Below are 18,099 nucleotides of genomic sequence, written 5' to 3' on the forward strand. Positions count from 1 at the left end.
CGCGCGGAATCACGCCGCAGCGTTGCGTCGCGATGCGCTGCCGAACAGTTCCAACAGCTGCTGCGAGCGCTCCTTTGCTGCCTTTTCCGGCGAAGTTCGGGGACGCACCAGCAGGAAGTCTTCGGCCGTGGTCGTATTGCCATGCACCTGCGCCAGCACGCTGGTCAGCTGGGCGAGCATCCCCTGCAGGGGCTGGTCCAACGGCTCCAGGCGTGCGAACGCATACATCTCCGAGAGCTGGCGGGAGGTCACTCCCGCCAGCAGGTGGTCCGGATGCGGGAGGCCCAGCCTCCACGCAATCCGGAACTGAAGCCGGCGCTCAGGCCGGCGGATCAGTTTTTTTCCAGCTCTCCCACGGCCGCATCGCCGAGCGCATTGAGCGTCTGTGCGACACGGAACACGCGATCCAGCGCTGCGGCCGATTTGGTGCCCAGCTGGGCTACATCATGGTCGGAGAACAGGCGCTCGCCCAATTCATCGACCAGGCACAGGCCGACGAATCGCGCACGGAAGTCATCCACCTTGGGCGTGTCACCGCCATAGGTGTCCTGCTCCCAGCGATCACGGTCGCGGGCCGACATCATCGCCACGCGCACATTGCCGCCCCATTCGGGTACGGCGACGTCCTCGTGCCGGCGATCCTGTGCGTCCAGGATCTGCTGCTTGCCCAACAGCATCACGGGGTGCCGCCAGCGGCCACGGTGACCAGCGCGAACTCACGCGGCAGCAGGTCAGCAGTGAAGGTCAGCACCTGGTTGGTACCCGGGGCCACGTTGAAGGCGGCGACCTTGGCGACGAAGGTGGCGGCATCGCCGGTGGGCAGCACCATCAGGAAATGCAGGTCGGCATCCGGATCGGCGTCGCGCAGGATCTCCTGGCCTGCCGAGCTGCCGACCGGCCAGCGGTGGCCGGACACCTGCACGGCCTGGCCGCCGGACAGGCCCGCGATGCTCTCCATCTGCTTCGAACGCAGGTTGGTGGCATCAAGGGTATTGGCCTGGCCGCGGCCGAACGGGAAGGCAGTCAGGCCGTCGATTTCGGTATAGCCGGCCGGATTGTTCGGCGCGGTCGGCGCGGTGCCGGCCTTCACGTACAGCGCGGAGTCTTGGGCGGAAATGGCTTGATTGATGGACATGGTGTTGAATCTCCTGGAAATGAAAAAGCCGCCTTGCGGCGGCTGGGGTTCGGGGTGATCAGGCTCGGGGCTGCCTGCAGTGGGTCATCGTGGCTGGCCCGTCACAGCCACCGGTTGCGCGTTGCGATCCGCAGCACGCGGACAACAAAAAAGCCCCCGGCTCGCGCCGGAGGCTTCTATGTCATCGTGGCTGAAAGCTTAGGCTGCGGGTGCGCACCGGTCAATGCAGAAACAGCCCTTTGCACCGCCTTGGGAAAGCACTGCCGCAAGCCCACAGCCGCCCGATCCGGCACAGCCACTGACGCCGCGCTAACCGGCGCAGCACCGACAATGCAGCTCTGTTCCCAGCAACGAGGAAGATGACGATGGCCGAGTGGATCACCCTGGATACGCACCACGGCCTGGTAAGGGCCTGGCAGGCCCTGCCGGAGGGCCCCCCGCGCGGTGGCCTGGTGGTGGTGCAGGAAATCTTCGGCGCCAATCCGCATATCCGCGGCGTGGCCGAGCGCTTCGCTGCCGAAGGCTACGCGGTGCTCGCCCCCTCGTTCTTCGACCTGATCGATGGCGCCGATGCCGATCCGGACGCCCTGCCCTATGACGCCGACGGCGTGAAACAGGGCCTGGAACGGGTCGGCACGCTGGGCATGGAACGAGCGTTGGAAGTGGTCCGCACGGCGGCCACTCGCCTGGCCCCCTACGGAAAGGTCGGCACCGTCGGCTACTGCTGGGGCGGCACGGTGGCGTTGCTGGCGGCGCTGCGCCTGGGCCTGCCCTCGGCCAGCTACTACGGCGCCCGCAACGTCCAGTTCCTCGATGAGACGCCGAAGGCACCGGTGATCTTCCACTTCGGCGCGCAGGACAGGAGCATCCCGCCGGAGGCCATCCAGGCCCACCGCGAAAAGCTGCCGCAGATGGCCAGCTACGTCTATCCGGCCGACCACGCCTTCAACCGGGAGGTCGGACATGCGTATGATCCAGACAGCGCCGCGCTGGCGCTGCAACGCACCCTGGACTTCTTCTCGGAGCATCTTGGATGAGCGATTTCGAACTCGATTCACGCCTGGCCACCGATAGCGTACTGGTGGCCGAAGGACCGTTGTCGCAAGTGCGGCTGATGAACGACGAACGATTCCCGTGGCTGGTGCTGATACCGCGCCTGCCCGGGGTGACCGAGTGGATCGAGCTGGACGGCGAGCAGCAGGACAAGCTGCGCACCGAGCTCAACCGCGCCTGCAAGGCCCTGAAGGGCGCCGATGGAGTGGAGAAGATCAACATCGGTGCACTGGGCAACATCGTGCGCCAGCTGCACTTCCATGTGATCGGCCGCCACGATGGTGATCCGGCCTGGCCGGGCCCGGTCTGGGGCAGCGGTCCGGCGCATCGCTATGAACCGGACGCGCTGGACCAGCATGTCGCGTACTGGAAGGAACGGCTAGGATATCCAGCCCACACCTGAGCCTTCGCCGACCCGATGCGATTCAACCTCGTTGCCGCCATCCTGCTGATCCTGATCGGCCTGTTCATGCTCGCCAGCAATCTCGGCTGGACGCACCTGAACCTGTCCAAGCTGCTGCTGACCTGGTGGCCGGTGGCGCTGGTGGGTGTCGGCATCGCGATGCTGTTCGGTCGCGGCAAATAAGGAAGGCGGCGCATTGCGCCGCCTTCGTTCATCTAGAGCCGAGCATGGCTCGGCACAAGCGCTCAGGTCCGCGGCAGGGTCACACCGGTCTGGCCCTGGTACTTGCCACCGCGGTCACGGTACGACGTCTCGCAGATGTCATCGGCCGCGGCCTGGAAGAACAGCATCTGCGCCACGCCCTCGTTGGCGTAGATGCGCGCCGGCAGCGGCGTGGTGTTGCTGAATTCCAGGGTGACGTGGCCTTCCCATTCCGGTTCCAGCGGGGTCACGTTGACGATGATGCCGCAGCGCGCGTAGGTGCTCTTGCCCAGGCACACCACCAGGGTGTCGCGCGGGATGCGGAAGTATTCCACGGTGCGCGCCAGCGCGAAACTGTTCGGCGGGATGATGCATTCATCGCCGACGATATCCACGAAGCTGCCCGGATCGAAGTGCTTGGGATCGACGATGGTCGAGTTGATGTTGGTGAACACCTTGAACTCGCGCGAGCAGCGCACGTCGTAGCCGTAGCTGGACGTGCCGTAGCTGACGATGCGCTCGCCGTTGGCCTGCTTGACCTGCCCGGCCTCGAACGGCTCGATCATGCCGTGCTGCTCGGACATGCGGCGGATCCAACGGTCACTCTTGATGCTCATGCTTTGTCCTGGGGGTACGAGGGGGCGCGAGGATTCTAGCAGGGGGCCGAGTGTCACCGGCGGCCCCWGCCGGGGTACTTACAGCAGCGACGACAGGATCGGGATCGAGGCACGCGGGCGCTTGCCCACCTCCTCGATCAGGCGCTGCGCGGCATGGCGGTAAGCCTGCGCCGGCACCGAGTCGGGCTGGGCCACGGTGATCGGGGTACCGGAATCCCCCTGCTCGCGGATGCCGATCTGCAGCGGCAGCGAACCCAGCAGCGGCACCCCGTACTGCGCGGCCATGCGCTCGCCACCGCCTTCGCCGAACAGATGCTCGACGTGCCCGCAGTTGCTGCAGGTATGCACCGCCATGTTCTCGACGATGCCCAGCACCGGCACCTCGACCTTCTCGAACATCTTCAGCGCCTTTTTCGCGTCCAGCGTGGCGATGTCCTGTGGCGTGGTGACGATCACCGCACCGGCCAGCGGGATCTTCTGGGTCAGGGTCAGCTGGATGTCACCGGTGCCCGGCGGCAGGTCGATCAGCAGGTAGTCCAGGTCGTCCCACAGGGTGTCGTTGAACAGCTGGGTCATGGCTGAGGTGGCCATCGGGCCACGCCAGATCATCGGCGTGTCCTCTTCAATCAGGTACCCGATCGACATCGTGTCCACCCCGAATGCGCGCAGCGGTTCGATGCTCTTGTTGTCCGGGCTTTCCGGGCGACCGGACAGGCCGAGCATGGCCGGCACACTGGGGCCGTAGATATCCGCATCAAGCACGCCGACGCGCGCACCGAGCTGCTGCAGGGCCACGGCCAGATTGACCGCCGTGGTCGACTTGCCCACACCGCCCTTGCCCGAGCCGACCGCAATGACATTGCGGATGCGGGCATGTGGCGTCAGTCCCTTCTGGACCTGGCTGGCATGGGGGCGGCGGGAAGAACTGTTCACAACGGGCACCAGCGGTATCGAGGGGAATAACCCAACATCATACAAGCTGGACGCAGCCTGACTGAAATTCAGGATTGCTACAGATTCGTGCACAGATTGTTAAGTTCATGTTACGTTCGACCGGCACTGTTTTGGGCTGCGGAGCTGGCATTTCCAGTCCGCGCGATGGCGCATGCGCAGTGCCGTTTTTGTTTTTGCTCTCCAATGGAACTACATGAACTACGTAAGCAACACCGCACGTCGCAACACGCTCGCCGTCGCCCTGATTTCCGCCCTGATGGCCGCCGCCCCGGCAATGGCCCAGGACAAGGCGACCAACCTGGACAAGATCACCGTCACCGGTTCGCTGATCCCGCAGACCCAGGTTGAAACCCAGACCCCGGTGATGTCCATCACCGCCGAAGACATCCAGACCCGCGGCTTCAGCAGTGTTGCTGAAGTGCTGCAGCAGTCGTCGCTGACCACTGGCGGCCTGCAGGGCGGCCAGACCTCGGGTTCGTTCACCCAGGGCGCCGAAGCCGCCGGCATGTTCGGCCTGAATCCGGGCTACACCAAGTACCTGATCAACGGCCGCCCGATGCTCTCGTATCCGGCGCTGTACAACGGCAGCGAAACCTTCAACAACATCAGCGGCATTCCGATCGACATCGTCGAGCGCATCGAAGTGCTGCCGGGCGGCCAGTCCTCGCTGTACGGCTCGGACGCGATCGCCGGTGTGGTCAACATCATCCTGAAGGAGCGCATGGACGGCGGCACCATGACCCTCCGTGGCGGCACCTACACCGAAGGCGGCGGCAGCAACATCCGCTTCAGCGCTGCCAAGGGCATCAACGCCTTCGACGACCGCTTCCATGCGCTGTTCAACGTTCAGATCGAGAACGGCAGCCCGATCTGGGGCTACCAGCGCGACATCACCCGCCAGAACAACCCGGTCGGCTACACCGCCCAGGTTCCGTCGAACGACTTCGCCGTCATCACCAACGCTGACAACAAGCTGCTGATGATGGACCCGAGCCGTTGCGCCAACGTCGCTGGGCTGTATGACGGCACCACCGTGGTCGGCCAGCGCGCGTCGGGCCAGTCCTGCGGTTCGGTGTACAGCGCCGGCTACAAGACCCTGAAGAACGGCAAGAACAGCGGCCAGTTCTACTCGTCGATGACCTTCGACGTGAACGACAACTTCCAGCTGTTCGCCGACGTGCTGTACAGCAAGGAAAAGACCGAGTTCACCTCCGGCTCCAGCGCCCTGTGGTGGGGCACCAAGTCGGTGATGGGCGGCTTCTACGACCAGGGCTCCGGCAAGGTCGTGAACCTGCAGCGTGCCTTCGCGCCGGAAGAGATCGGCCCGGGTCACTACAACAACATCATGAACTCCGATGAAAGCCGTGCCTACCAGGTCACCCTGGGCGGCAAGGGCATGGTCGGCGACTGGGACTACAGCGCCAGCTTCACCCGCGGCGAGTACCGCCTGGACCAGAACCGTTTCGTGCGCTGGAAGGACAAGATCGAAGACTTCTTCGGCCAGACCGTGCTGGGCCCGCGCCTGGGCACCTCGGCTGGTGGCTTCGGCATCTACAACCCGAACTACGCGGCCTTCTACTCGCCGATCACCCCGGACCAGTTCGCCAGCTTCACCGGCTACGGTACCCACCGCAGCAAGACCTGGCAGAACCTGGGTCGCGTGCAGGTGACCAACGGCTCGCTGTTCAGCCTGCCGGGCGGTGATGCCGGCCTGGCCGTCGTGCTGGAAGGCGGCAGCGAAGGTTGGGATTACTCGCCGGACCAGGCGTTCGTTGATGGCAATGTGTGGGGCACCACCGCCGTCGCCGGCGCCGGCCACCGCAGCAACTACGCGGTCACCAGCGAACTGCGCATGCCGCTGCACGACACCCTGACCGTCAGCGCCTCGGGCCGCTATGACGCCTTCAAGATCGCCGACAAGACCGTCGACAAGGCCACCTACAGCATCGGCCTGGAATTCCGTCCGATCGAGAGCCTGCTGCTGCGCGGCAAGTACGGCACCGCCTTCCGCGCACCGACCCTGTCCGATGCCTTCCAGGGCATGAGCGGTTCGTACTCGTCCGGCCAGAACGACTACTACCGCTGCAGCCAGATGGGTTATGGCCTGCGTGATGAGGCCTGCTCGTTCTACAAGAACACCTCGGTGTACAGCGAAAAGTCCGGCAACCCGGACCTGAAGCCGATCACCGCGGATGTCTGGAGCGCAGGTGTGGTGTGGGCCCCGGTCAGCAACTTCTCGCTGTCGGCCGACTACTACAACTGGAAGATCAAGAACGAGGTCAAGACCCTGAGCTCCGACCAGCTGCTGCTGGCCGAGTACCAGTGCCACAACGGCCTGCCGAACAACACCTCGGCCAGCTGCGGTGACGTGACCAACTGGATATCCCGCGACGCCGGTGGCAATCTGACCCGCGTATACACGCCGAAGCTCAACGTTGCCAGCCAGAACCTGGAAGCGGTGACCGTGGCGGCCAAGTACCAGCAGGACATCGGCCGCTTCGGCTCGCTGATGTTCTCCGGCAACTACACCAACATGCTGAAGCGTGAAGTGCAGCCGATGCCGGGTGCCGCCAAGCTCGACCTGCTGAGCGACCCGTACAACATGTGGTACTACGACAACTTCGCCAAGGTCCGCGGCGATCTGTCGGTGGCCTGGAACATCGCCAAGTTCACCACCACCGTGTACGCCAACTATGTCGGAAGCACCCCGAACTACCTGGCCTACACCGGCCGCAGCTACGGCTATGTCCACTCTTCCGGCGCCAAGGCCGGCAAGTGGGGTTCATACACCACGTACAACCTGAGCATGAACTACCAGGCACAGGAAGACCTGGTCCTGTCGCTGATGGTCAACAACGTGTTCAACAAGCTGCCGGAAGGCCAGCGCTACAACTACCCGGGCAACGAATCGACCCCGTTCAACGACGGCTTCTACAGCGTCTACGGCCGCCAGATCTCGGCCCAGGTCAAGTACAACTTCTGATCCCGTCGTTTTCCGGACTTCGTGTCTGGACCAGGCCCCGCTTCGGCGGGGCCTTTTTTTTGGTTCCGGGAAGCCTTCGTAAAGCACTGATGCAGAAGCAGCAAATGCACTGCGACAGAATGTCCTTCATATCGCCACCTTTTGAAACATATCAAAACAATTGGCGTTAGCCATTGATATCTCGCCATTTTTCAGCTGAAACCGCGATTGACGAAATGACGATCGCGTGTCCTCTGCGTTAAGCGCGTGTTACGGTCCAACTGAATGGAATGCAACTGAACAGATCGTTAAACCGACAAGGAGGCCGGTAGCCAGGACATTGCTCACTACGGGGATTTTCCATGTCTCGCCATCGTTCCACACTCTCGCGCCACCCACTGACCCTCGCACTTCTCGGCACGCTGCTGGCTTCCGGCACGGCCCTGGCGCAAAGCGGCAACGCGCCGACGCAACTTGACCGTGTCACCGTCACCGGCTCACTGATTCCGCAGACCGAGATCGAGAACCATACGCCGGTCCTGACCGTGACCGCCGAGGACATCCAGACCCGCGGCTTCACCAGCGTCGCCGACGTCCTGCAGCAGTCTTCGCTGTCCACCGGCGGCCTGCAGGGCGGCCAGACCTCGGCTTCGTTCACCCAGGGCGCTGAAGCGGCCGGCATGTTCGGCCTCAGCCCGGGTTACACCAAGTACCTCATCAACGGTCGCCCGATGCTTTCGTATCCGGCGCTTTACAACGGCGGCGATACGTTCAACAACATCAGCGGCATTCCGATCGACATCGTCGAGCGCATCGAGATCCTGCCGGGTGGCCAGTCCTCCCTGTATGGCTCGGATGCGATTGCCGGCGTGGTCAACATCATCCTCAAGGAGCGCATGGACGGTGGCGTGCTCAATGTCCGTGGCGGCGCCTACAGCGAAGGCGGTGGCAGCAGCTTCCGCCTCAGCGGCGCCCGCGGCTTCAATGGCATCGACGACCGCTTCCACGCGCTGGTCAACGTGCAGTATGAGAAGACCAGCCCCATCTGGGGTTACCAGCGCGATCTGACCAAGGTCAACAATCCCGACGGTTACAGCCCACAGTACGTCTCCAACGACTTCCTGGTGCTGCTGCCGGCCGCCAACAACGCCTACGCCATGATGGACCCGAACCTGTGCGCCAATGTGGCCGGGCAGTTCGATGGCACCACGGTGCTCGGCACCCGGCCCACCGGCCAGGCATGTGGCTCCACCTATGGCACCGGCTACAAGACCATCAAGAACGGCAAGGAAAGCGCGCAGATCTACAGTTCTGCCACCTTCGACGTGAATGACAACTTCCAGTTGTTCGGCGATGCGCTGTACAGCCTGGAAGAGGTCAAGTACGCGACGGGTTCCGGCTACACCTGGTGGGGCACCTCGTCCGGCTGGGGCCGCTTCTATGACCAGGCCAGCGGCCAGTACATGAACCTGCAGCGGGTGTTCGCCCCGGAAGACATCGGCGGTGAAGGCTACCGCGACATCATGAACACCGATCGGAACAAGGCCTACCAGGTGACCCTGGGCGGACGCGGCACGGCCGGCAACTGGGACTACAGCCTCAGCTTTACCCGCGGCGAGTACAAGCTGACCGAGCGCAACTTCGTACGCTGGAATGACCCGATCAACGATTACTTCGAACAGCGCGTGCTCGGCCCGGTGCTGGGCACCACCAGCACCGGTTACGACATCTACAGCCCGAACTGGGAAGCCTTCTACGCGCCGCTGCCGGCCGGAGACTTCCAGACCTTCACCGGTTACAGCTACAGCCAGAGCCGTACCTGGCAGAATCTGGCCCGTGCACAGGTCACCAACGGCTCACTGTTCAAGCTGCCGGGCGGCGACGCCGGCCTGGCCGTGGTCGTTGAAGGTGGCAGCGAAGGCTGGGACTACAGCCCCGATCCGGGCCTGATGGATGGCAGCGTCTGGGGCACCACGGCGGTCTCCGGCGCCGGCCACCGCAGCAACTACGCCGTGACCGGTGAGCTCCGTCTGCCGCTGCATGACACGCTGACAGTCACCGGCTCCGGCCGCTACGACGCCTTCAAGATCGGCAGCAACACCGTCGACAAGTCCACCTACAGCATCGGCATCGAGTTCCGTCCGATCGAGAGCCTGCTGTTCCGCGGCAAGTACGGTACGGCGTTCCGCGCTCCGACCCTGTCCGACGCATTCCAGGGCCGTAGCGGCTACTACGCCAACGGCTCCACCGACTACTACCGTTGCGGTCAGTTGGGCTACGACCCGGCCAACACCACCGGTTGCCCGTATGACAGCGTCTCGGTATTCGGCACCCGCGCCGGCAATCCGGACCTGGAACCGATCACCGCCGACGTCTGGAACGCGGGTGTTGTGTGGGCACCGATCAACAACCTGTCGCTGTCGGTGGACTACTACAACTGGAAGATCAAGAACGAGGTCGATACGCTCAGCTCCGACCAGCTGCTGCTGGCCGAGTACTACTGCCGTGGCGGCCAAGCCAACAACACCTCGGCCAGCTGCCAGAACGTCAACGACTGGATCACCCGCGATGCATCCGGCGTGCTGGACGAGATCTACACCCCGAAGATGAACGTCGCCCGCCAGAACCTGGAAGCGCTGACCGCCAGCTTCAAGTACGTGCACGACATGGGCCGCTTCGGTTCGTTGCAGTTCTCGGGCAACTACACCGACATGCTCAAGCGCGAACTGCAGCCGCAGCCGGGCGATGAGTTCCTGGACCTGCTGCGTGACCCGTACGCGATGTGGGTATACGACTCGTACGCCAAGGTGCGCGCCGATGGTTCGGTCGGCTGGGCCAAGGACAAGTGGACCACCACCCTGTATGCCAACTACATCGGCAAGACGCCGAACTACATGGCCTACGTAGGCAATGGCTACGACTACGTCCACAGTTCCGGCTACAAGGCAGGCAAGTGGGGGTCCTACACCACCTACAACCTGAGCGTGAACTATCGCGCGCTGGACAACCTGACCCTGTCGCTGATGGTCAACAACGTGTTCAACAAGATGCCGGACAACCAGCGCTTCAGCTTCGCCGGCACCAGCGGCCAGCCGTACAACAACTACCTGTACAACGCCTACGGGCGTGCCATTTACGTGCAGGCCAAGTACGAGTTCGGCGGCAACTGATCTCCGCCCTCGCCACACCGAAGACCCCGCCCCGGCGGGGTCCTTCTTTGGGCTTCCTCCCCCGGCAGGACCGGTCCACAGGGCTTTCACGCCAAGTTGACTCGCCCCACGTCTTCGTTCATCTTCAGGTCATATTGATGTGCCCGCCACAAGGACCCTGCCGACCATGGAACTGCGCTTGACCCCTGCCCGCCTTGGCGCCGCCGCTCTGGCGGCGCTGTGCATTGCTCCTGCCCTCGCAAGCCCTCTGCCAGCCGAGGATTTCGCCAAGATCCCAACCATCCAGTCGGTCACCATGAGCGCCGACGGCAAGCAGTTGGTGGCCATCGTCGCCGCGCCCGGCAGCGACAACAGCGATACCGCCCTGGCCAACTGGAACCTGGACAACCTCGGCGCCGGTCCGGTCGCCATCACGCCATCCGGTGACCGGATGAAGTTCATCGCGGCAAGCGCACTGAAGGCGGGACGCAACCTCGTCATCGGACGCCAGGAATGGACAGGCAAACTCGGCGGCTGCGGTGAAGGCAACAGTACGGGAGCCACCAAGACCTTCCTGACCAAGGCTTACCTCACCGACGCCACCCAGACCAAGTTCGACGAGGCTTTCGCCAACAACACCCGCACGCTCGGGGTCAGCCCCGAGACCCTTCGCTGCCTCGAACTTGCGGGTACCGCCTCGCTGGTCCATGGACTGCCGCTGGATGCAGACAGGGTCATCATCAGCCAGCTCAACGAAGCCACACTGCAGGCCAACTACTACCGCTTCAACCTGCGCACCGGCCAGACCGAACTGCTGTTCAAGGGCAGCTCGCGCACATCACCCGGCCTGTTCCACCCCCGGACAGGTGAAGTCCTGACCCAGACCCAGGTCGAATCCGCCGGCTCCGACGATTTCGAACAACGCATTCTGATCAAGAACAGCGCCGGCCAGTTCGAAGTGCACGCCCCCCTGACCACCCGACTGAGCGAACGCTATACGGTGGAAGTCGTCGGCATAGACGATGACAGCGGCAAGCTGTACGTGCTGACCGACCAGTTCTCTGACTTGGTGCAGGCGCGACTGTACGATCCCGCCAAGAAGGAGTTCGACAAGGAGCCTCTGGCCGCCCATCCATCCTTCTCGATCAGTTCACTGATCCTGGGCACGCGCAAGAGCAACTTCAACCAGGTCCTCGGCTTCTATATCGACGGTCCGCAGCGGCAGGCCGTGTACGTGGATCCGCAGATGAAGGCCCTGCAGGAGGGCCTGCAGAAAGCCTATCCCGGCATGAGCGTCTACATCACCGGTTACAACGACGACCTTTCGCGCGTCCTGTTCACCACGGAGAGCAACCGAAACCCGAAGAGCTACTTCATCCTGGCCGATCGCAAGGATGTCGTGCCGCTCGGCAATGAGCGCCCCTGGGTGGACAGCAAGCAGATTGGCGAACAACGCTGGGTGACCTACACCGCACGCGATGGCCTGCAGATTCCGGCGATTCTGGACCTCCCGCCGGGCTGGAAGCAGGGCGACGGCCCGCTGCCGGCACTCGTGCATCCGCACGGCGGGCCGTGGGCGCGCGACTACACCGGCTGGGATGCATCAGGCTGGGTACCATTCTTCACTTCGCGCGGCTATGCCGTGTTGCGCCCTCAGTACCGCGGCAGCGCCGGCCTTGGCCGCAAGCTCTGGCTGGCAGGTGACGCCGAGTGGGGCCAGAAGATGCAGGACGACAAGGATGACGGCGCCGCCTGGCTGGTCTCACAAGGCATCGCCGCCAAGGACCGCATCGCGATCTTCGGCTATTCCTATGGTGGTTTCGCGGCTGCCGCCGCAACGGTGCGGAGCCCGTCGCCCTATCAGTGCGCCATCGCTGGTGCCCCGGTCACCGATCTTGGCCGGCTGGGCACCTCCTGGAGCCAGAACCGCCTGCAGCGCATTCTGCAGGGGCGCACGGTGAAAGGCATGGACCCGATGCAGAACACTGCGAAGGCCACGATTCCTCTGCTGACCTTCGTCGGCGACCGTGACGTACGCACGCCGTCCTTCCATGCGAGGAACTTCTACAGCGGCGTACAGGGCAAGGTGCCGGCCCGGTTCGAGCTGATCCCCGACATGCCGCACAGCATGCCGTGGTACCCCGTGCATTTCAGGACCACCCTGACGCTGATGGCCGACTACCTGGCCAAGGACTGCGGCCCCGGCGGCCTCTGATCCTCGCTTCGCACCAAGCGTCCCCACCAAGCCCCTGCCCGCCCGGCAGGGGCTTTTTCATGCCCCAGACGCTGAATTTCCCCCTAACAACAACAGGTTAAGAGATTTTAATATTCATGTTGCATTTACTTTACGCGGCTCATACACTCCATTAACCGAAGCATAACAAGTGGGGATCAAAACGAAATGCGCACCGCCAACCGCCAAACCAAGCCAAGCCGCGTCCCGTTGACTCTTGCTGTGCTGGCCTGCCTGCAGGTCGCACCGGCTCTGGCCCAGGAATCCACCCAGCAGGAAGCAAAGGCGTCAAGCACTTCCTCGTCTTCCCAGCGCGCGACGGATCTTGACAAGATCACCGTCACCGGCTCCCTGATCCGCCGTGCGGACTATGAAACCACCTCGCCGGTGTTCACGATCAATGCCGAAACCAATGCCAAGCAGGGCCAGGTCAACGTGGCCGAGTTCCTGCAGAAGTCGGCCATCGGTTCGGCTGAAACCCAGATCACCCACCAGTTCGGCGGCTTCGTTGTGGACGGCGGTACCGGCGTGCAGACGGTTTCGTTGCGTGGCCTGGGCGCGAACCGCACCCTGGTGCTGCTCGATGGCCAGCGCCCCGGCCCGGCCGGTACCCGTGGCGCCGTCGGCGCCTTCGACCTGAACGTCATTCCCACCGCCATCCTGCAGCGCGCCGAGATCGTGAAGGACGGCTCGTCCTCCATCTACGGTTCCGACGCCGTGGCCGGTGTGGTCAACCTGATCACCAAAAAGAACATCGAGCGTCCTGAGCTGACCGTGACCGGCCGCGTGCCGACCGAAGGCGGCGGCGAAGTGTTCGCTGCCTCACTGGCCAACGGCTGGAACTTCGAGAAAGGCAGCATCGTGGCTGCGGCAGAGTGGTATAAGCACTACGAACTGAACCGCAACGACCGTGACTATCTGAACTGCAGCAATGATCTGGTCAAGGATGCCGATGGCAACCGCATTGACCGTCAGGATCGCTCAATCACTGCCGGCACCAACTTGGCAAACTGCAACAACCTGCTGCACAACGTCGTCGACGTAGGTGCCGTCCGTTATGTCCCTTCGCCGGAAGGCAACACTATCGGCCCACTGCCCGGCTATCGCCCGCGTACCACCCGTACCTACGCTGGCGGCGGACAGGCCTACTATGATGAGCCGCTGAACTTCGCACGCTTTGGTGAAGAGCAGATCATCAACCAGCAGGAGCGCAAGAGCGTCTTCGTAGCCACCGATTTCGCCTTCGACTCCGTCAACTGGAAGACCCAGTGGCTGTTCAACCGTCGAGAGACCGAGTCCTTCCGCTGGCGCCAGTTCTTCCCGCGGATCCAGGCACCGGCAGGTTCAGGCTTCACCGGCGTCATCCGTCCGATCATGCCGTTCAAATCGCAGCAGGACGTCACGGTCGACTACTTCTACGGCGCCACCAAGCTCGATGGTCTGTTCAAGGGCACTGATACTTGGGCATGGGAAGTCAATGCCAACTTCAGCCACTCCAAGGGCAAGTACGGCAACTTTGGCATCCAGGCCTCCAAGACCGGCGACGTTGACTACACTGACAACGCGCCGACACTGAACTACCTCGATCCGGGCTATCTGAGCGGAGCCAAAGTCGATGAACTCAGCAATCTGCTGGGACAGTGGGATTGGGGTAAGACGATCTACAAGCAGGCCACGATCAATGCCGTGGTCAGCGGCGACCTGTTCGAGCTGCCGGCAGGTGCTGTGGGCGTAGCCGCGGGCTTGGAGTACCGCTACTACTCGATCGACGATCAGCCGGGTGAACTGTCAAAGGCACAGGACCTTTGGGGCTCGAGCTCGGCCAATGTCACCAAGGGCGACGACAGGGTCAAGGAAGCATTTGTTGAATTCGATGTCCCGCTGCTGAAGGGCCTGCCCGCGATTGAGTCGCTGAGCCTGAACGCGTCCGGCCGCGCATTCCAGTACGACTCGGTGGATGGCACCGACGAGGTCTGGAAGGTGGGCCTCAACTGGCAGGTCATTCCGTCGCTGCGCCTGCGCGGCTCGATCGGCACATCCTACCGTGCTCCGGGCCTGTATGAGCTCTATCTGGGCAACCAGACCGGTTTCCTGGGACAGACCGGCATCGACCCCTGCATCCGCTGGGGTGAGAGCTCCAACACCAACTACCAGCGCAACTGTGCTGCGGCTGGCATTCCTGCCGACTACGCAGGCGCCGGCAGCAGTGCGACGGTGTATTCGGGCGGCGGTGCAGGCCAGCTGATTCCGGAAACCTCCCGTGCCAAGACCGCAGGTATCGTGTTCACCCCCACTTTTGCCAATCTGAGTGTGGCAATCGATTACTTCGATTATCAGGTGAAGAACGAGATCGGCCAGATCACCACGGCTGACATCGTCAAGGGTTGCTATGGCGCTGCGGTGTATCCGAACGCCTTCTGCGGCTTGCTGGTCCGCAACCCCGGTACCGGCGATGAGGCTTGGAACATCACTGATGTGTACAACCAGTACGTCAACATCAACAAGCAGCGCACTCGCGGCTACGATCTGACTGCGAACTTCGACCACGACTTCTCGTTCGGCAAGTTCTCTGCCGAAACCCAGGTCACTTACACCATCGAGGATACCCAGCAGGTCTTCTCCAGCGCTGAGGAAAGTGGCCTTTCGTCCAATGAACTTCTTGGTGACATCGGGCGTCCGAAGGTTGTGGGCAACTTGGCACTCAGCCTGACCCGTGGAGACTGGACCTACAACTGGCTGACCACCTATATCCACAAGACCAAGGACATCGACCTGGATCCGGTATTCATCTACCAGGGCCGTGCGAACTCCTACCGTGACATCGTGGTCGATTCGCGTACTTACCACACCGCATCGGTCAGCTACTCGCAGGCCGACTGGGAAATCCTGGTGGGTGTCAGCAACATCTTCAACAAGACTCCGCCGCTGATCTCCACCGGCGTCAGCGATGCCCGCTACGGCAACATTGCGGCATTCGCGACCCAGTACGACCTGTACGGCCGCACCCCGTTCGTGCGTCTGAAGTACAAGTTCTGATCCACGCCTGATCGCAGCACCCCGACAGACCCGGCTTTTGCCGGGTCTGTCTTTTCCGGGCCACGAAACGGCCCCCTTGCACCCGGCCATGACCTTCGACACCCTTGCAGGGCAGGCCGGCGGCGTATTGTTCGGCCCACGGCCGTCCCCGCGGCCCTTCCCTGACTCACTCGGCCTGGAGGCCATCAAAGTGACCCGTACTCCCAAGATCGTGCTGCTGACCCTGGCCGTTTCGGCCGCGCTGGTCGGCTGCGGCAAGAACGAAACCCCGGCCAAGGACGCCACCGCCTCCACGCCGGCTGCGGCCGAAGCCACCCAGTACACGCTGGACGAGAGCAAGCTGCCGGCCTACAACGCCTTCCAGCCCAGCGATCTGGATACCAGCAAGGACGCCTGCGGCGCCTTCGGCGACTACGTGAACAGCAAGTGGCTGGCCGCCAATGAAATCCCGGGCGACCGCACCAGCTGGGGCGCCTTCACCATCCTCGACGAGCGTTCGGTGGCCGTGCAGCACCAGCTGGCTGAACAGGTCGCGCAGGTCAAGAACCCGAACCACATCGAGAAGATCGTCGGCGACCTGTGGGCCACCGGCATGGACGAAGCCAAGATCAACGCCCAGGGCATCGAGCCGCTGAAGGCCGACCTGACCGCGATCGACGGCCTGCAGGACAAGGCGGCCATCGCCAACTACCTGCGCAGCAGCGCCGCCAAGGGTGACAACGTCCTGTTCGGCTTCGGCGCCGAAGCCGACTTCAAGAACTCGGCTGTCAACCTGGCCTACGCCAGCCAGGGCGGCCTCGGCCTGCCGGACAGCACCTACTACACCGATGCCAAGAACGCCGACAAGCTGAAGGCCTACCAGGCGCACGTCGCCAAGGTGCTGGAGCTGTCCGGCGTCGCCGCTGCCGATGCGGCCAAGCAGGCCGAGGACGTGGTCAAGTTCGAGACCCGCCTGGCCAAGGCCTCCAAGTCGCGCGTCGAGCTGTCGCGCAACGTCGAGCTGTACTACAACCCGGTCACCCTGGCCGACGCCGACAAGCTGACCCCGAACTTCAGCTGGACCGAGTTCTTCAAGTCGCAGGGCGTGGCCGCACCGGAGAAGTTCTCGCTGGCCATGCCGGCCTTCCATGAGGAAGTGAGCAAGGCACTGGGCGACACCGATCCGTCGGTGTGGCGTGCCTACCTCCGCTTCCACACCGTGGACAGCGCCTCGCCGTACCTGGCCGACGCCTTCGTGCAGGAGAACTACGAGTTCTACGGCAAGACCCTCAACGGCCAGAAGGAACAGAAGCCGCGCTGGAAGCGCGTGCTGGGCACCATCGAGAACGATGCCGGCGAAGCCTTCGGCCAGCTGTACGTGAAGGTTGCCTTCTCGCCGGAAGCCAAGGCGAAGATGGAAGAGCTGGTGAAGAACCTGGCCGCCTCGCTGAAGGAACGCATCCAGGGCCTGAGCTGGATGAGCGATGAAACCAAGGCAAAGGCCATCGCCAAGTGGGAAACCTTTACCCCGAAGATCGGTTACCCGGACAAGTGGCGTGACTGGGCGGGCCTGCAGACCCAGCGCGACAGCTACCTGGGCAATGTGCGCGCGGCCAGTGAGTTCAACTACAAGTTCAACCTGTCCAAGATCGGCAAGCCGGTGGACAAGACCGAGTGGGGCATGACCCCGCAGACGGTCAACGCCTACTACAACCCGCTGCAGAACGAGATCGTGTTCCCGGCCGCCATCCTGCAGCCGCCGTTCTTCGACCCGAAGGCCGATGACGCGCTGAACTACGGCGGCATCGGTGCGGTGATCGGCCACGAAATGACCCACGGTTACGACGATCAGGGCGCCCGCTTCGGGCCGACCGGCAACATGGAAGACTGGTGGACCGCCGCTGACAAGAAGAACTTCGAAGGCCTGACCGGCAAGCTGGTCAAGCAGTTCGACCAGTACAAGGTCGACGGCCAGGCCGTGAACGGCCACCTGACCCTGGGCGAGAACATCGCTGACCTGGGCGGCCTGGCTACGGCCTACGACGCGCTGCAGAAGGCCTCCGCCGGCAAGGAAGATGCCAAGGTCGACGGCTTCACCCGCGACCAGCGCTTCTTCTTCAACTGGGCCACCGTGTGGCGTACCAAGTACACCCCGGAAAACGCCAAGGTCCGCCTCGCAACCGACCCGCACGCGCCGGCGCAGTTCCGCGCCATGGGTGCGCCGTCGAACCTGCCGACCTTCGCCGCCGCGTTCCAGTGCAAGGCCGGCTCGCCGATGGCCCGCACTGGCGAGCAGCAGGTGGTGATCTGGTAAGTCACGGCTGACGCCAAGCCAGACCTGCAGAGGCCCGGGAATTCCCGGGCCTTTGTTTTGTTT

13 protein-coding genes are annotated in these 18,099 nt (G+C 63.3%); 8 read left to right on the forward strand and 5 right to left on the reverse strand.

From position 1 onward, the window contains the following. Positions 1 to 9 precede the first annotated feature (9 nt). From D7Y61_RS07030 to D7Y61_RS07040, 3 genes are all read right to left on the reverse strand, one after another. Positions 10 to 252 carry a phage tail assembly protein T gene (locus tag D7Y61_RS07030; RefSeq protein WP_233490795.1) on the reverse strand — a complete coding sequence of 81 codons (243 nt, stop codon included), beginning with the start codon at positions 250 to 252 and terminating at the stop codon, positions 10 to 12. Between the two features lie 80 nt (positions 253 to 332). Next, positions 333 to 677 carry a hypothetical protein gene (locus tag D7Y61_RS07035; RefSeq protein ID WP_180865753.1) on the reverse strand — a complete coding sequence of 115 codons (345 nt, stop codon included), beginning with the start codon at positions 675 to 677 and terminating at the stop codon, positions 333 to 335. Then, positions 677 to 1,135: a phage tail protein gene (locus D7Y61_RS07040; RefSeq protein WP_180865676.1), complete on the reverse strand. Its 459-nt coding sequence runs from the start codon at positions 1,133 to 1,135 to the stop codon at positions 677 to 679. Before D7Y61_RS07040 ends, D7Y61_RS07035 begins: the two co-directional genes overlap by 1 nt. A 365-nt stretch (positions 1,136 to 1,500) precedes the next feature. Between D7Y61_RS07040 and D7Y61_RS07045 the strand changes: the two genes are divergently transcribed. The 3 genes from D7Y61_RS07045 to D7Y61_RS07055 are packed head-to-tail and all read left to right on the forward strand — an operon-like array spanning position 1,501 to position 2,774. Next, positions 1,501 to 2,172 carry a dienelactone hydrolase family protein gene (locus D7Y61_RS07045; RefSeq protein WP_180865677.1) on the forward strand — a complete coding sequence of 224 codons (672 nt, stop codon included), beginning with the start codon at positions 1,501 to 1,503 and terminating at the stop codon, positions 2,170 to 2,172. After that, positions 2,169 to 2,591: an HIT domain-containing protein gene (locus tag D7Y61_RS07050; protein ID WP_180865678.1), complete on the forward strand. Its 423-nt coding sequence runs from the start codon at positions 2,169 to 2,171 to the stop codon at positions 2,589 to 2,591. Before D7Y61_RS07045 ends, D7Y61_RS07050 begins: the two co-directional genes overlap by 4 nt. A gap of 15 nt (positions 2,592 to 2,606) precedes the next feature. Then, on the forward strand, positions 2,607 to 2,774 hold the full coding sequence (locus D7Y61_RS07055; RefSeq protein ID WP_005410498.1) for a LiaI-LiaF-like domain-containing protein: 168 nt from the start codon (positions 2,607 to 2,609) through the stop codon (positions 2,772 to 2,774). 62 nt (positions 2,775 to 2,836) lie between these two features. Here D7Y61_RS07055 and dcd read toward each other — a convergent pair whose 3' ends face one another. Further along, positions 2,837 to 3,409 (reverse strand): dCTP deaminase, encoded by a 573-nt coding sequence (dcd, locus tag D7Y61_RS07060; protein ID WP_010483020.1) that lies wholly within the window; start codon positions 3,407 to 3,409, stop codon positions 2,837 to 2,839. 78 nt (positions 3,410 to 3,487) lie between these two features. Beyond that, entirely contained in the window at positions 3,488 to 4,342 is an 855-nt protein-coding gene (gene apbC / locus D7Y61_RS07065; RefSeq protein WP_180865679.1) for an iron-sulfur cluster carrier protein ApbC, read from the reverse strand. Between the two features lie 214 nt (positions 4,343 to 4,556). Here apbC and D7Y61_RS07070 point away from each other — a divergent pair, with 214 nt between their 5' ends. From D7Y61_RS07070 to D7Y61_RS07090, 5 genes are all read left to right on the forward strand, one after another. Beyond that, entirely contained in the window at positions 4,557 to 7,346 is a 2,790-nt protein-coding gene (locus D7Y61_RS07070) for a TonB-dependent receptor plug domain-containing protein (RefSeq protein ID WP_180865680.1), read from the forward strand. A 341-nt stretch (positions 7,347 to 7,687) separates the two neighbouring features. Further along, positions 7,688 to 10,495, forward strand: coding sequence for a TonB-dependent receptor domain-containing protein (locus tag D7Y61_RS07075; protein ID WP_180865681.1), 2,808 nt, complete (start codon positions 7,688 to 7,690; stop codon positions 10,493 to 10,495). 166 nt (positions 10,496 to 10,661) lie between these two features. Continuing rightward, complete coding sequence (locus tag D7Y61_RS07080) at positions 10,662 to 12,689, forward strand: alpha/beta hydrolase family protein (protein ID WP_180865682.1); 2,028 nt, start codon at positions 10,662 to 10,664, stop codon at positions 12,687 to 12,689. A 186-nt stretch (positions 12,690 to 12,875) separates the two neighbouring features. Then, entirely contained in the window at positions 12,876 to 15,743 is a 2,868-nt protein-coding gene (locus tag D7Y61_RS07085; RefSeq protein WP_180865683.1) for a TonB-dependent receptor plug domain-containing protein, read from the forward strand. A gap of 190 nt (positions 15,744 to 15,933) precedes the next feature. After that, positions 15,934 to 18,036 carry a M13-type metalloendopeptidase gene (locus D7Y61_RS07090; protein WP_180865684.1) on the forward strand — a complete coding sequence of 701 codons (2,103 nt, stop codon included), beginning with the start codon at positions 15,934 to 15,936 and terminating at the stop codon, positions 18,034 to 18,036. The last annotated feature ends 63 nt before the right edge of the window (positions 18,037 to 18,099 follow it).

Origin of the sequence: Stenotrophomonas maltophilia, from assembly GCF_013464485.1 — a bacterium.
GTDB classification, from domain to species: Bacteria; Pseudomonadota; Gammaproteobacteria; order Xanthomonadales; family Xanthomonadaceae; genus Stenotrophomonas; species Stenotrophomonas maltophilia_AW.